At 67.5% G+C, this 13,637-nt stretch carries 12 protein-coding genes; 6 read left to right on the top strand and 6 right to left on the bottom strand.

Annotation, left to right across the window (positions count from 1 at the left end; genetic code table 11):
• Together RM1_RS25415 and RM1_RS26005 are read right to left on the bottom strand one after the other, a co-directional pair.
• The coding region (locus RM1_RS25415; protein ID WP_245816624.1) for an MFS transporter at nucleotides 1-1,015 on the bottom strand (1,015 nt) is incomplete at its 3' end.
• Between the two features lie 504 nt (nucleotides 1,016-1,519).
• Nucleotides 1,520-2,179 (bottom strand): TetR/AcrR family transcriptional regulator, encoded by a 660-nt coding sequence (locus RM1_RS26005; protein WP_169922372.1) that lies wholly within the window; start codon nucleotides 2,177-2,179, stop codon nucleotides 1,520-1,522.
• A gap of 271 nt (nucleotides 2,180-2,450) precedes the next feature.
• On the opposite strand from RM1_RS26005, the gene RM1_RS25405 reads away from it, so the two are divergent.
• Together RM1_RS25405 and RM1_RS25400 are read left to right on the top strand one after the other, a co-directional pair.
• Nucleotides 2,451-3,611 carry a saccharopine dehydrogenase family protein gene (locus RM1_RS25405; protein WP_072754378.1) on the top strand — a complete coding sequence of 387 codons (1,161 nt, stop codon included), beginning with the start codon at nucleotides 2,451-2,453 and terminating at the stop codon, nucleotides 3,609-3,611.
• 213 nt (nucleotides 3,612-3,824) lie between these two features.
• The gene (locus tag RM1_RS25400; RefSeq protein WP_072754377.1) at nucleotides 3,825-5,057 is read left to right on the top strand and encodes an NAD(P)/FAD-dependent oxidoreductase; all 1,233 of its coding nucleotides are present in this window, start codon (nucleotides 3,825-3,827) and stop codon (nucleotides 5,055-5,057) included.
• 57 nt (nucleotides 5,058-5,114) lie between these two features.
• Here RM1_RS25400 and RM1_RS25395 read toward each other — a convergent pair whose 3' ends face one another.
• Both RM1_RS25395 and RM1_RS25390 read right to left on the bottom strand, forming a co-directional pair.
• On the bottom strand, nucleotides 5,115-5,546 hold the full coding sequence (locus RM1_RS25395) for a nitroreductase/quinone reductase family protein (RefSeq protein WP_072754376.1): 432 nt from the start codon (nucleotides 5,544-5,546) through the stop codon (nucleotides 5,115-5,117).
• Nucleotides 5,547-5,552: 6 nt separating this feature from the next.
• Complete coding sequence (locus tag RM1_RS25390; protein WP_072754375.1) at nucleotides 5,553-6,128, bottom strand: pentapeptide repeat-containing protein; 576 nt, start codon at nucleotides 6,126-6,128, stop codon at nucleotides 5,553-5,555.
• Between the two features lie 74 nt (nucleotides 6,129-6,202).
• Here RM1_RS25390 and RM1_RS25385 point away from each other — a divergent pair, with 74 nt between their 5' ends.
• A complete protein-coding gene (locus tag RM1_RS25385) occupies nucleotides 6,203-6,802 on the top strand; it encodes a TetR/AcrR family transcriptional regulator (protein ID WP_072754374.1) in 600 nt (199 codons plus the stop codon).
• A gap of 41 nt (nucleotides 6,803-6,843) precedes the next feature.
• Here RM1_RS25385 and RM1_RS25380 read toward each other — a convergent pair whose 3' ends face one another.
• Both RM1_RS25380 and RM1_RS25375 read right to left on the bottom strand, forming a co-directional pair.
• On the bottom strand, nucleotides 6,844-7,605 hold the full coding sequence (locus tag RM1_RS25380) for a hypothetical protein (protein ID WP_072754373.1): 762 nt from the start codon (nucleotides 7,603-7,605) through the stop codon (nucleotides 6,844-6,846).
• Between the two features lie 472 nt (nucleotides 7,606-8,077).
• Nucleotides 8,078-10,273, bottom strand: a complete 2,196-nt coding sequence (locus RM1_RS25375) for an acyltransferase family protein (RefSeq protein WP_072754381.1) — start codon at nucleotides 10,271-10,273, stop codon at nucleotides 8,078-8,080.
• Between the two features lie 231 nt (nucleotides 10,274-10,504).
• On the opposite strand from RM1_RS25375, the gene rox reads away from it, so the two are divergent.
• From rox to RM1_RS27285, 3 genes are all read left to right on the top strand, one after another.
• Nucleotides 10,505-11,941, top strand: a complete 1,437-nt coding sequence (gene rox / locus RM1_RS25370) for a rifampin monooxygenase (protein ID WP_072754372.1) — start codon at nucleotides 10,505-10,507, stop codon at nucleotides 11,939-11,941.
• Between the two features lie 177 nt (nucleotides 11,942-12,118).
• The gene (locus tag RM1_RS25365; protein WP_072754371.1) at nucleotides 12,119-12,964 is read left to right on the top strand and encodes an NAD-dependent epimerase/dehydratase family protein; all 846 of its coding nucleotides are present in this window, start codon (nucleotides 12,119-12,121) and stop codon (nucleotides 12,962-12,964) included.
• Complete coding sequence (locus tag RM1_RS27285) at nucleotides 12,961-13,272, top strand: putative antibiotic biosynthesis monooxygenase (protein ID WP_501193747.1); 312 nt, start codon at nucleotides 12,961-12,963, stop codon at nucleotides 13,270-13,272. The genes RM1_RS25365 and RM1_RS27285 overlap by 4 nt, the downstream gene beginning before the upstream one ends.
• The last annotated feature ends 365 nt before the right edge of the window (nucleotides 13,273-13,637 follow it).

Genomic DNA, 13,637 nt, shown 5'->3' with positions numbered 1-13,637 from the left:
AAATCGCGGTCAGCGTGCAGGCGAGCGCCATGACGGCCATGCCGACGATCATCAGGGTGCGTGAACCTGTGCGCGAGACCAGGAAGCCGACGACGAATCCCCCGATAACCGTCGCGCCGCCGAGCGGCGCCTGGAAGACGGCGAAACCCTCGGCACTCACCCCGAACCCGTAGCCGAGGCCGAGGACCGCGGGGGTCATGCACATGAATGGCAGCAAGATTGCGAACACGGCGCTGACCGCATAGCAGAGTCCGCTGCTGAGTACGGTCAGGGCGACCGCGCGATCGGACAGAATGCGGAGGTCGATCAGCGGTTCGCGAATGATGCGAGCCGACACGATCCAGGCTGCGAACAACGCGGTTCCGCCGATCAGGTAGGCCAGCGTGCTCGGTGCGGTCCACCCCCAATCCGGCGCGAAGCTGACGCCGATCAGCCCTCCGGCGATCCCCGCTCCGAGTAGCGCCGCGCCGACGAGGTCGATCGTCGACCGTAGCCGCACGGGCGACTCATCGGTGGTGGCGAGAATGAGGGGCCCCAGAACGCAGAGGCAGATCAGGGTGAACCAGAACACGCTGCGGAACCCGAAGTTGTCGACCAGCCAGCCGGTGAGGAAGGGGGCGGGAACCGTGACCAGGCCCATGCCGCTGATCGCGATGCTGACCGCCATGGCGACCGTTTGCTTGGGGAATACGTCGCGGATGAGTGTGTAGACCAGGAACAGGCAGGGACCCAACATGCCGGTCAGCGCTCGGCCGGCGACGATGACACCGAAACTGGAGCCGGTGGCGGATACCAACGCGCCTACCGCGGAGAGCGCGATGCACACCATCAGCAGCTTGCGCTTCCCATGCGTGTCGGCGAGCTTGCCGATGAGTGGCGAGGCAACAGCGCCGAGCAGTAGGAAGCCTGTCTGTAGCCAGGCGCCCTGGGTGGTCCGGTAATGAGCGGAGATCTGGGGCAGGGCGATGGCGATCATCATGTAGCTGATCGACAGCAGCTCGAGCAGTAGGGCCATGGAGATCAGCGAACCGACCACCCGAGGTGTCCATTGCCTGCCTGTCGGCGTGCGCTGGTCTTCGTTCGTGGGATCAGGGGTACCGAGAGCGAACTGAGAAGCGTCCATAGGTCGGAGTCCTTCCGGGAAGGATGCAGATGCGGCAGGTGCCTGGCTCGGAGGCGCGTCGATCGGTGGAGTCCTGGAGCGGATGGGGTCGCTGGCGACCTGTACCGAGCTCTGAGAATCGTTCTCGGCCAGCAGATTCGACGACGAGAACTTGGACGGGAACGCTATAGCCGTCGATTCGGGCGGACGAGCGACCCTCCCGTTGAGTGGGACACTGCGTGACTTGCAGGTGTGTCGGCGGACCGTGGAGGCCGTCCGGGTGGGCGGGCAATTCGTACATCTCGGACGATCCACCGAATCATTTTGAATACCAAACGATCCCGGCGCCACGCGATGAAACCGCGTGGCGCCGGCGGGCTGTCCAATGGGGGGAGTTCGCGCGATGGGCGCTTCGGGTCAGGTGAGTGCGTGACGGGCCTCGATGCCGGCGATGAAGACATCCAGTGCCGTGATGAACGCGGTGTAGCCGGCATGGTCCTGCGTCTCGGACGCGAATCGCACGGCTCGCCCATGGGCAGGGGTGAGCCGCTGATCGAGATCGGCGGCGGCCTGGAGCCGCCATTCCCGCAGGTCAATGCCGGATTTGATCTCTTCGCCAGGGTTGTCGATGCTCAGCGCAGCCATTCCGAGCGTCAGGCCCGCCACACCTATGAGTGCCGCGTAGCTCGTGGAGCCGTCCATTCCGATCTGATCCAGACGCGCGAGAACGATCTCGAGCTGGTCGAGTGAGGCCATGTCCACGCGTCGGCGCGGCGTGGACCACACCCCGATCAACCAGGGGTGGTCCACGAAAGCCTGCCAGTCGCCGAGCGCCATGGTCTTGATCAACTCCTGCCAGGGCACCTCGGGATCGTCAGGCAGGTGGGTCTGGCGGGTGATGGCATCCACCATGGCGACAACGAGGTCGTCGCGATCCGCGACGTGACGATACGGAGACATGGTGGCGACGCCGAGGGCGGTGGCCACGCGGCGCATCGACAGGGCGTCCATTCCCTCTGCATCGGCAATGGCTATGCCTACCTGGGCAATTCGCTCGCGCGTCAACGGTTCCTTCATGGTCCGAAAATATCTCCTCGTCAAGTAGTGACACGACTCGCGGTGATGTGTACATTGTACGCACGGCAGGTGATCGGCGCCACAATTCGCGCGTCGTGGCTGCCGGACATGCCTGCGACCGACTGACGTCCCGGCCGACCCGCCGCGCCTACGCGGCCGGATCGGCTCGCCGTCCCCGCCTGCCGATGTCGGGTTCATTACGCCCCTCGGCCAGGCCACAACCACTTCCGACCACGGCTCTTCCGCCCACACAGATCGAGGTTTGCCACCCATGAAACTCGTCATTCTCAGTGCAGGTTCCATCGCCAGCGGCGTAGCCAGAATCCTTGCTCCATCAGCCTGTTACGACGAACTCGTCATCGCTGACATCGACATCGACAAGGCCACCGCCCTCGCCGACGAGCTGGGCGGAAAGGCCGAACATTTCGATGCGTCCGATCCGGCCAGCATCAAGTCGGTGATCACCGGAGCCGATGTCGTGTTCAACGCGGTCGGACCGTTCTTCAAGTTCGGCATGCCCATCATCCGCGCTGCCATCGAGTGCGGCGTCAACTACGTCGACGTCTGCGATGAGTTCGATATTGCCGAGCAGATCATTCGGGACTCGGGCCTCGACGAGGCCGCGAGGGCAGCCGGTGTGACGATCGTGTTCGGCATGGGTTTCGCGCCGGGTATCACCAGCCTCCTCGGCCGATGGGCCGCAGACCTGCTGGACACCGCCGACAGCGTCGACGTCATGATGGCGATCCCGTACATGGTCAACATGGGCGCCACGATCAACGAGCACATGCTGCATTCGATGTCCGGAGAGGTCCGGCAGTTCATCGATGGCGAAGTTCGCTCCGTGCCTGCCTGGGCGGACCCCAAACCCTTTACGCTGCAGGAGCCTTTCGGGGTCTGTCACGCCGGATACATGGGCCATCCCGAAGGGATCACACTCGGCCGCTACGTCCCCGGGCTACGCAACGCCACCGTCAGGTTCACCTGGTTCGAGGAAGCCGGCAACGACATGTGGAAGGCGTTCGAGACGCTCGGCCTGACCAACCCCGTCAGGCTCGACGGGCTGCCGATGTCGCCTCGGGAGTTCCTTGCGCGGTACATGGCCACCGCGGAGGGAGAGCGGGCACTTGCCGTCGAGCCCGGTGGCATGCCGGGCACGGTGATGCAGATCGTCGCGGAAGGCGAACTCGGTGGCGAGCCTGCCCAGGTCATCTTCGAAGCGCAGGTGGTCTACGCGGACGGGGTCGCAGACGATCCGACGCCGCGGGCCGCCGCCGCCGCGGTGAGGGAGATGCTCGAAGGCAGGATCGTCGCGCGCGGAGTCTTTTCTCCGGAAGCGTGCATCGATCCTGAACCGTTCGTGCTCGGCGTCCTCGAATCGGCCGGTGTCACGCTCAGCAAGCGCATCGTGACCCTGACCGACATTCTCTGAACGCTCCTCTGAAGAACCCTGTGGGGCATCGCGCGACGTCGTCGATGCCGGTGCCCCGCAGGCCCGATTCCGCACAGATCTAGGAGAGGGTAGCTGCGGCCTTGGCTCGGGTGAGAAGTCCATTGATGCACCGGCTTCTCACCCCGGGCCGTAGGTTGCCGTCCCGCTCCGCCCGCTCATTCGCCCGAACGGGCACACACTAGGAGACTGCACATGCAGGCTGAACACGAGTTCGATGTCATTGTGGTGGGAGCTGGGCCCATCGGAGCAGCCACGGCCCGGCATCTGACTGCGCTCGGCGCGGACGTCCTCATCGTCGGTCCCGACGAACCCGCTCGCTTCGACGATCACGAAGGAGTGTGGGCCGGGCACTATGACCAGGGCCGACTGGCGCACGTCCTTGAGGTGCCGTTGGTCTCGTCGCTGCTCGCCAACCGTTCGATCCGTCGGTTTCCCGCCCTGCACGAGAACACCGGCATCGAGTTCGCCAAGCCCACACCGTCACTCGCCGTCATGCCGGAGGCCATCACGGATCCTGAGTCGGCCGAGTGGTTCGACAGGGAACGACTGGTGGCAAACGCCGCGGACCTCGGAGTAGGAGTAGACCGACTCGACGAAGCGGACTTGCGTCAGCGGTACCGACACATGAGCTTCGAACCCGGTCACGTAGGGGTTCTTCAGTCGGATGCCTTCATCGTCAATCCGCGAGAGTTGGTGCGGGCGTTGCTCGGGGTAGCCACGAGCGGCGGGGCAACTCTCGTCCGTGACGAGATCACCGACATTCGACGCGAGGCCCGCGGGCAACTTGTCACCGCCCGGTCTGGTTCGTCGTGGCGCGCCCGGTCTGTCGTAGTTGCTACCGGTGCGGCCACGAACGCGATCGGGTTGATAGCCAGGCCCCTTGCAATGGACGCATTCGGCGCCACGGTCGTTCTCGTGGAGGCACCAGAACTCGATGTGGTCGACCTCCCGGCGACGATGTACCTCAAGGTCCGCGACGGCGAAACCCTCTACGGTGGAATCATCATGCCGCCGCTTCGCTACCCGGATGGGCGCTGGTACTTCAAATGCGCGGGAAACAGTGTGCTGGAAACGCCACTCGATACACCTGACGAGATTGCTCGATGGGTCCGAACAGGCGGTAATCAGAAAGACATCGACGAGGCATATTCCGTCCTGACGGACTTGATGCCGCGGCAACAGTTCGGTGCGGCCCACACGCGACCGTGCCTGGTTTCCGCCAACCGCACCGCTCTTCCATACATCGATCAGATCGATGACAACGTCTTCGTGGCGGTCGAGGGTGAACGTGGTGTGATGGCTGCTGACGAGATCGGGCGACTCACAGCCGAACTCGTTTCAACAGGTCGATGGTCCGACAGCATCCCCCACGATCTGCTTCGCGCCGTCTGGGAGATTCCGCTCGCGACCGAGCCCCTACGGTGACGCATGCGCGGCCGCGTCGGCTACCGCGGTGGGGATCTGTCCACCCGGCAGACCCTGCTACGGACTGGTCAGCACACCGACCGGGAATGTGCGCCCGGATTTCGCCTCGTGCTTCGCTATCGTCGGCAGTTTGGGGATGATCACCTGCTGCCAGAGCCGTTCGCGCTCTGCGCCGTTCGCGATCCTTGCCGAAACTTCCCGCTCGTGATCACCGATCCGGATCCGGGCGGTCTCGGCCGCGGCAAGGTTTCTCACCCAATCCGGGTCGGACTTCGCTCCGTATGCGGAGCCCACGACAACGTACGAATCGCCATGTGCGAGGTAGACGACCGGTGCCGTTCGCGGGATCCCGGTCTTGCGTCCGGGCACCGTCAACAGGAGAACGGGCAGTCCCACCGACGTCCCGCCGAGGCGACCGTCTGATATCCGGTACAGGGCGACGGTCGCTCGGTTGACGAACGCCAGTGCGGTCTTCGCTATCGGATGCATCGTCGGTCAGTCGCGCTCGGTGCCGTCCGGCATGGTGACGCCGGTGAGATCGGCACCCTCCAGGACGGCATCGGCGATGTTCGCGCCTGTCAGGTTGGCCTTGCCCAGGTAGGCGCCGATCAGCGTGGCGCCGGTCAGGTCGACGTCGCCGAGGTATGCGCTGGTCATGTACGCGCCGGAGAGGTTCGCTCCGGTGAGATCCGCGTGCCCGAGGAAGGTCGACGTCAGAAAGGCCATCGTCAGGTCCGCGTCCCGCAGGACCGCCCTGGTGAGAAACGCGCCGGTGAAGTTGGCGTCGTGGGCCACCGCGCCGGTGAGATCGGCCCTCGCCAGGTCGGCACCGACGAACTCGGCGGAGGTCAGATTCGCACCCGCGAGGACGGCATCCGTGAGGTCGGCTCCCGACAGGTCGGCGCCGGTGAGGTCCGCTCCGGCCAGGTCTGCGCCCGCCAGGCTCGCGCCCGCCAGGTCGGCGTCGACGAGGCTGACGTTCCCCGAATCGCGGACCGCCCGTAGGGCATTCCAGGCCGCAGTATCCGAACGGAGCAGGTCGAGAGGATTCGCCTGCGATGTCGATGTCATTGAGCCCCCTATGTTGACGGCGTCAACCTAGCACCGGCTTGTTGACAGCGTCAACAACCTCCTACCCTCAGGAGATGCAGGAGAGAAGCCGGGACACACGCCGCACCCTGATCGCCGCGGCCAGCGACCTCTTGGCGCGGGGCGGCCCGGCCCACGTCACGCTGCGAGCAGTCGGCGCGGCGGCCGACGTGTCGCGGACGGCGCCGTACCGGCACTTTCAGGACAAGGAAGACCTGCTGAGCACCGTGGCCGCCGAGAGCCTGGCCGCCCTGACGGCGGAGATGCAGCGCGCGGTTGCGGACACCACGACAGCGTCCACGCCGTTGTTTCGCGCCTGCCATGCCTACGTCCGCTTTGCCTGGGCATACCCGAACCACTACCGGCTCGACTTCTTCGGAGGCGACCACACGATCACCCCGAGTCGGATGCTGGTAGATGCCGCCAACGATTTCAATCGGTACTTCAACGACCTCGTTGTCGAGGCACAACAGAGCGGCACGCTCATCGCCGGCGACATCCGGGAAGTCGGCCCATTGCTCTGGGTCCTGCTGCACGGACTGGCCATGTCCAACCACTTGGTCGCCGACCAAGGGTGCGAGCCCAAGAAGGGCTATGACGCCGACGACATGTCGCGTGTTCTCGCGCTGGCCCTGCAGAACCTGGCCCCACGCTGAGCCTTACCCTGCCCTGGCAACAGCTGCCCCCGGTTCGGGAATCAGTTTGCGGGAGCGGCGATTGCCGAGCCGAAAGAGCCGTCACCGCCGGGTTGACCGGGCTCCGTACCGTCGGCGGGTTCGCGCACGTAGGCGTACATCTGCGAGGGGGCGGTCGAGGTGCCGCCGAAGTAGAAGCCGGCGAACCACTTACCGGTGCTGGTGGGACTGGCGGGGCAGGACCTGGGGAGGGCGGCCGTCTCGTGGATCTCCCGGCCGTTGATGGTGCCATCGATCGCGAAACGGTAGACGGACCCGTCGATCTGAATCGAGTACCGCAGGGGCTGGTTGGCCGCGAGGTCGTCGTGGGAGAGGGTGACGAGCGCGCTCTGCGGGTACTGATGCACGCCGTTGGCATTGGCATACGGCACGATCTCGAGCACGCGGGGCGACGTGTCGGTGCGCCACCGCCAGCCGAACATCGCGCCGTTGCGAGCAAGATCGAAGTCGCCGCAGTCCGAGAAGCCGGGCAGCTTGTTCCAGTCGAACTGGTCCTCGGGCTGGGTCGGCGAGGTGAGCACATACTCCGCCGTTGGGGTCAGGATGAAGTCGTAGGTCCGCGACGCTCCACCGGGGCTGATCCAGCCCTCCAGGGGGCCGGTTGCGCCGGCCGGGCGACCCACCGATGCGCTGTGCGCGCCGCGCTCGATGGTGTAGCTCGACCATCCAGGGGGCGTGCCGGGGGCCAGGCAGCCGCTCAGGCCGGTGGCTGCGATCACCAGGACGGCGGCGATGCGCGCCTTTCGGATGATCGTGCGGCTCACGGCTTCCCCTTCGGTTTTGTCCCGCCACCCTGCCACACGCCTCGCTCGCCCACCCCCGTTTCTGCAGTGGCCATTCGCCGGTGGTCACCGACGCGAGACGGCATGGTCAGATCGACGCGTTGCGACTGCGGTTCATCACGGTCTGCCACCAGTCGTTGAGGGGGCTTGGTTCCGGCCAATGGACCCGCTCTTCTGCGGGCGGAACGGGGTCGCGGTGGCTCGTATCCGGCTCGCCGGCTCGGGTCTGCGTGTGATCGTCCTCGTGGGGCACAGCTCTGTACCTCCCTGACGCCCGTGCGCCCACCGAGCGCGAGCGCGGCCGTTGTGCAGTACGACGCTAGCACCGAACGCGCCCGGCCGGTGGGACCTGGCGCCGGTTGATTCGATCGTGGCCGGGAGTCGATACCGCACCGGCACAAGACAATCGGTGCGTCGCCGCGTGGAGACGAACGGCGCTCAGGCGCCCCCGGGCTCAGCGAGGTGCGAGCGCGCGGTCCGTGAGCGCGGTGACGACGGGCGTGAGCGCCAGGGCATGCTCGAGGGTCAGGTGGTTGTCGTCGCGGAACACGAGGTCTTTGCCGACTATGACGGGACAACGGTCGGCGGTGCAGAACAACTCCGTGAGGTCGGCGTACTGTCCGCCGCCTGCCGCGGTTGCTGCGGCCTCGGCCGCGATGCCGCCTGCATTCACCGCGACCGGGCGGGGCGGCGAGCATGCGGTCACGTCGTCGAGGTGGGCGGACAGGCACGTCGGCACGGTCGAATGTGGATCGGGGATCGGGCCGAGAACGAGGACGGCCGCCCCGGTGGCCCGCAGCTGCGCCACCATGCGAGTCAGGCTGTCGAGCCAGGCGGGATCGTAGGCGATGAACCCGAAGTCGCCACCGTAGCGCCGGGACATGCTCAGCACGATCAACTGCGGCCGCTCGGCCTGCAGCCGCGCGACGACCTGGCCACGCCACTGCTCGCATTCGCTGTACTCCCGGCCGAGGTAGGGGCTGGTGATCGGCAGGTCAAGCAGTGGGCAGGTGACCTTGCCCAGTGTCTCGAGCCGCCAATGTCGCTGCTCAGTAGCCGATTCGAAAGCAGGGCTCCACATCGCGGCGTGTGAGTCGCCGACCAGGGCCACCGTCGTCGTGGAGAACGGGTCGCCCGAGGCGCACTCGCTCACGCCGACCTCGAGCCAGGACCGCACGCAGCCGTTGGCGAACACCTCCGGCTTGTCGGCCGGCGCGTCGGCCAGCGCCGGGGACAGATTCGACGGCACGGCGAGCGTCGCCGCCGACTCCGTGACCGCCGCCTGCACCTGCGCGGTCAGCTGCTGCACCGCGGCGTCGTGTGGGTTGACGGTCGGGGTGGCCACGGGCATGCGCGCGGTGGCGACCGTCAGATCCGCCGCCGCCGCGCCGTGGCCGACCGGAACGGGACGCGCGAGAAGGAGCAGCAACCCCGCGCACACGGCGACGGCGGTGATGATGCCGCCGAGCGCGAGGCTGCGCGCCGCCGAGATCCGGAGTGGCGCGGCGAAGCGGACAGGATTCTCGACGAGGTGCAGCGTGAGCACGGCCAATCCGCCGGACAACGCGAGCGCACCGAGCCGTCCGGTCAGGTCGAGGGGATGACCGATGAGCGCGGGCACCAGCAGCAGCACCGGCCAGTGCCAGAGATACCAGGAGTAAGACACCCGGCCGACCGCCCGGACCGGCGGGAGCGCGAGCCCGGGACCGACCCCCCATCGCGGCGTGGCGCAGCCGGCGCCGATCACCAGGACGGTGCCCAGCACCGGGAGAAGCGCGGCGGTGCCGGGATACGGGGTCGTCTCGTCCAGCCGTGTGCAGGCGAGGACGAGCAGGGCCAGGCCCGACCACCCGGCGAGGGCGGCCGCCGCCGAGGGCAGCCGACTCCACCCGCGGGCCGAGAGCGCCACCAGTCCGCCTGCGGCCAGTTCCCAGGCCCGCGACGGCAGCGAGAAGAACGCCCACGGCGGCAGCGTGTCGGTCCAGACCAACGAGATTGCGAACGATGCCGCGGCAACCAGTGCGAGTACGAGCAGGTACGGCGCCGCGGACGGCGTGGCGGCGGCGCGGTTCCGGCGCGAGGTGCGCCGAACCAGCCAGGCTGCGCCGATGATCAGGGCGGGCCACAGCAGGTAGAACTGCTCCTCCACACCGAGCGACCAGAAGTGCTGGAACGGCGACGGCGGCGCGTCCGCGGCCAGGTAGTCGGTGCCGTGCAGGGCGAACCGATAGTTGCCGACATAGAGCGCACTCGCGATCTCGTCGCCGAGGACGTCCCGAGCCTGCAGGGGAGGAAGCAGCAGCGCCGAGCAGATCGCGGTGACGACCAGCACCAGGCCCCCGGCAGGCAGCAGCCGGCGGGCCCGCGCGCCGTAGAACCGGGCGAGGCCGACCGTGCCGGTGGTCGACACATCGCGCCACAGCATCCCCGTGATCAGGAAACCCGAAACGACGAAGAAGACGTCGACACCGACGAACCCGCCCCCCACCCCGGGCACACCGGCGTGGAACAGGACGACCATGACGACCGCTACGGCCCGCAGACCCTCGATGTCGGGACGGAAGCTCGTCCCGGATCGGGTTGTAGCGGGATCGGCGAGGCGGTCACCGTCGGATCGGCGTTCTCGCTCTGCAGTGACAACCGTATTCACCCCGACCAGCCGTCCTCCCCCGAAGATCCAGCCACCGTGCGTATCCGCGCCGACATACTGCAACGGAGTTCCGTGCAGCGGCCGGCCGCGACATAGGCGAGATCATTGCACCGGCATCCCGGCACGGTCTCGAGCCACGCCGGGACGACATTCGGTCTGTGCTTCGGGACCCGCGCTGTGCAGCATGAGTGGATGGCGCTGTGGCATCTCCCGTGCCGGAGAGGGAATTGCATGATCGACGTGATCATTGTCGGCGGCGGACCGACCGGCTTGATGCTCGCCGCCGAGCTGCGCCTGCAGGGCGTGCGGGCGCTCGTGTTGGAGAAGGAGGCCGAGCCGACCGGGCAGGTCCGGTCGCTCGGCCTGCACGTGCGCAGCATCGAGGTGATGGACCAGCGCGGTCTGCTGGAACGGTTCCTCGCGCTCGGCAAGCAATACCCGGTCGGCGGCTTCTTCGCCGGCATCACCAAACCGCGGCCCGACAGGCTGGACACCGCACACCCGTACATCCTCGGCATCCCCCAGAACATCACCGAGCGTCTGCTGGCCGAGCACGCCGTCGAGCTCGGCGCCGAGATCCGGCGCGGCACCGAATTGGTCGGGCTGAGCCAGGACGGCCACGGCGTGACCACAGAGCTGGCCGACGGCACACAGCTGCGCTCGCGCTACCTCGTCGGCTGCGACGGCGGCCGCAGCACGGTGCGCAAGCTGCTCGGCGTCGGCTTCCCCGGCGAACCCGCGAGGCTCGAGTGGCTGCTGGGCGAGATGGAGGTGACCGCGCCGCCGGAGGAGCTGGCCGCCGTGGTGGACGAGGTCCGCAAGACCCACAAGGGATTCGGCGCCGGGCCCTCCGGGGACGGGGTGTACCGCGTCGTCGTGCCCGCGGAGGGGGTGGCCGAGGACCGGTCGGTCCCGCCGACCCTCGAGGAGTTCAGGCAGCAACTGCGGGTGTTCGCCGGCACCGACTTCGGCGTGCACTCGCCGCGTTGGCTGTCCCGCTTCGGCGACGCCACCCGGCTGGCCGAGCGCTACCGGGTCGGCCGGGCGCTGCTGGCAGGCGATGCGGCGCACGTCCACCCACCGCTGGGCGGGCAGGGCCTCAACCTCGGCCTCCAGGATGCGTTCAATCTGGGCTGGAAGCTGGCCGCCGAGGTCAACGGCTGGGCGCCGCAGGGGCTGCTGGACAGCTACCACACCGAACGGCATCCGGTGGCCGCCGACGTGCTGAACAACACCCGCGTGCAGTCCGAGCTGATGTCAACCGATCCAGGTCCCCAGGCGGTGCGCCGGCTGGTGTCGGAACTGATGGATCTCGACGGCGTGAACCGATATCTGACCGAGAAGGTCACCGCGATCGGGGTCCGCTACGACCTCGGCGAGGGGCACGAGCTGCTGGGCCGACGGCTGCGCGACGTGGTGCTGAAGGAGCGAGGGCGTCTCTTCGCGCTGATGCACGGCGGCCGCGGGCTACTGCTCGACCAGACCGGCCGGCTCTCGGTGACGGGCTGGGCAGATCGGGTCGACCACGTTGTGGACGTCAGCGAGGAACTCGACGTGCCAGCGGCGCTGCTGCGGCCGGACGGCCACGTGGCCTGGGTCGGCGAAGACCAGCAGGATCTACGCACCCACCTGTCCACGTGGTTCGGCGACTGGGATTCACCACGGTGACTCTGCGCGGCGGGCACCGACGACAACGATCTGGTGCACATTTCAGTGCACCGTCCGGGCAGCGGCGTGGATCTGCGGCTATTGGCCCAATTCTTGGGTCATGAAATGGACCTTCTAGCCAGGCCACTTCGGACCTAGGTTGAGGTCCGTAGGGAGCTGGAAAGGATGGTTGTAGTAGTGAGAATCTTCTTGGCAGGCGGAACGGGCGTCATCGGCCGGGCGTTGGTGCCCGCGCTCCGGGGCGCCGGTCACACCGTGGTTGCGACCACCCGCAGGGAAGACCGCATCGACGGCCTGCGGCGGCTGGGGGCCGACGGCGTCGTCGTGGACGCCCTCGATCCGGCGGCGCTGACCAACGCTGTCGTCGACGCCGGGCCCGACGTGGTGATCAATCAACTGACGGATCTGTCCGGGGGAAGCAGCGGAGCCAATGCGCGCCTGCGCACGGAGGGCAGTCGGAACCTGGCGAACGCGATCCGGGCGGCGGGCGTGCGCGGGGTCCTCGCGCAGAGCATTGCGTGGGCCTATGAGGACGGCGCAGGGCCGGCCACCGAGGACACGCCGCTGGACGTCGAGGCGGCACCGCCGCGGAGCATCACCGTCGAAGGTGTGATGGCTCTAGAGCAGGCGATGTCCGACTCCGCACCGGCCACGATCCTTCGGTACGGAACCCTCTACGGTCCGGGCGCCTGGTACTCGCGGACGGGGCTGCATGCCGAGGCGGCTCGCGCGGGAACCTGGACCCCCGCACTGGCGGTCACCTCGTTCCTACATGTGGACGACGCGGTCGCCGCCACCGTGGCCGCCCTCGAGTGGCCGGTGGGTCCGGTGAACATCGTCGACGACGACCCGGCCGAGACCCTCGAGTGGGCACCTCGGTTCGCGCAAGCGGTCGGCGGCCTGATCGAGCGGGAAGCGCTGGTCGGAACGCACGGCGGGCGCCCGGTGTCGAACGCACGCGCTCGAGAATTGGGCTGGAGACCGCGCTGGTCGAGCTGGCGCGACGGATTCGCGGCACTGTGAGTCGATCCCAGGCGCCCGTCAGGTGGCGTCAGGCGATCATCACCTTCTGCTGTGTCTTTCCCGGCAGCCTTGTCCTCTCCGTCACGCTGTCCCCGATGCTCAGCAGCTGGCCCAGACCGGCGAGTGTCGCACTGACATCGGTGGTCCTGGTGGTGGCGCTCACGTGGTTTCTCCTGCCCCTCGGGCATCGACTCTCGAACGGGTGGGCCGCTGGTGGGCTGCCTGCGCAGGCATCAGCGCCAGAACCGATCCCGAGGGAGCCCAGTTCGCCCGATCGATTCCGGGCCCCGGACTTGGCGTCGCCGTAGAGCCGAGCGCTTTTCTTTGCGTCGTAGGCGTACTTCCGAGGGGCGGAACTCGGTCAGGGGGCCGAGTGTGAGGGCGACCAGGATGCCCTAGTTCAACCGGATCGACGCGGTTCGGGACGGCAGGAGCCTTGACGAAGTTGTATATACAGGACTATACATACCTCTCGAAGGTGTGACTCGCCACACAGTGCGAGGGGCCGGCCAGGCCGAATCCACCCCAGCCCAGTCCAGGGAGATCGATTGTGAAAGACACCGCCGCGGCGCTGACCCGAGGTCTGACAGCACGCCACATCAGGTTCATCGCGCTGGGTTCGGCCATCGGCACGGGCCTGTTCTATGGATCGGCGGAAGCGATCAACCGGGCA

Origin of the sequence: Rhodococcus maanshanensis NBRC 100610 (assembly GCF_001894865.1) — a bacterium.
In the GTDB taxonomy this organism is placed as follows: domain Bacteria; phylum Actinomycetota; class Actinomycetes; order Mycobacteriales; family Mycobacteriaceae; genus Rhodococcus_G; species Rhodococcus_G maanshanensis.
Note: the sequence above shows the minus strand (reverse complement) of the source record. Positions and strands in the feature narration are given on the sequence as shown.

Bases quoted from the DNA above. Each gene is read 5' to 3' on its own strand.
- RM1_RS25405 (WP_072754378.1), top strand. From the start codon at position 2,451: ATGAAACTCGTCATTCTCAGTGCAGGTTCCATCGCCAGCGGCGTAGCC.
- RM1_RS26005 (WP_169922372.1), bottom strand. From the start codon at position 2,179: ATGAAGGAACCGTTGACGCGCGAGCGAATTGCCCAGGTAGGCATAGCC.
- RM1_RS25390 (WP_072754375.1), bottom strand. From the start codon at position 6,128: ATGACATCGACATCGCAGGCGAATCCTCTCGACCTGCTCCGTTCGGAT.
- RM1_RS25395 (WP_072754376.1), bottom strand. From the start codon at position 5,546: ATGCATCCGATAGCGAAGACCGCACTGGCGTTCGTCAACCGAGCGACC.
- RM1_RS25400 (WP_072754377.1), top strand. From the start codon at position 3,825: ATGCAGGCTGAACACGAGTTCGATGTCATTGTGGTGGGAGCTGGGCCC.
- rox (WP_072754372.1), top strand. From the start codon at position 10,505: ATGATCGACGTGATCATTGTCGGCGGCGGACCGACCGGCTTGATGCTC.
- RM1_RS25385 (WP_072754374.1), top strand. From the start codon at position 6,203: ATGCAGGAGAGAAGCCGGGACACACGCCGCACCCTGATCGCCGCGGCC.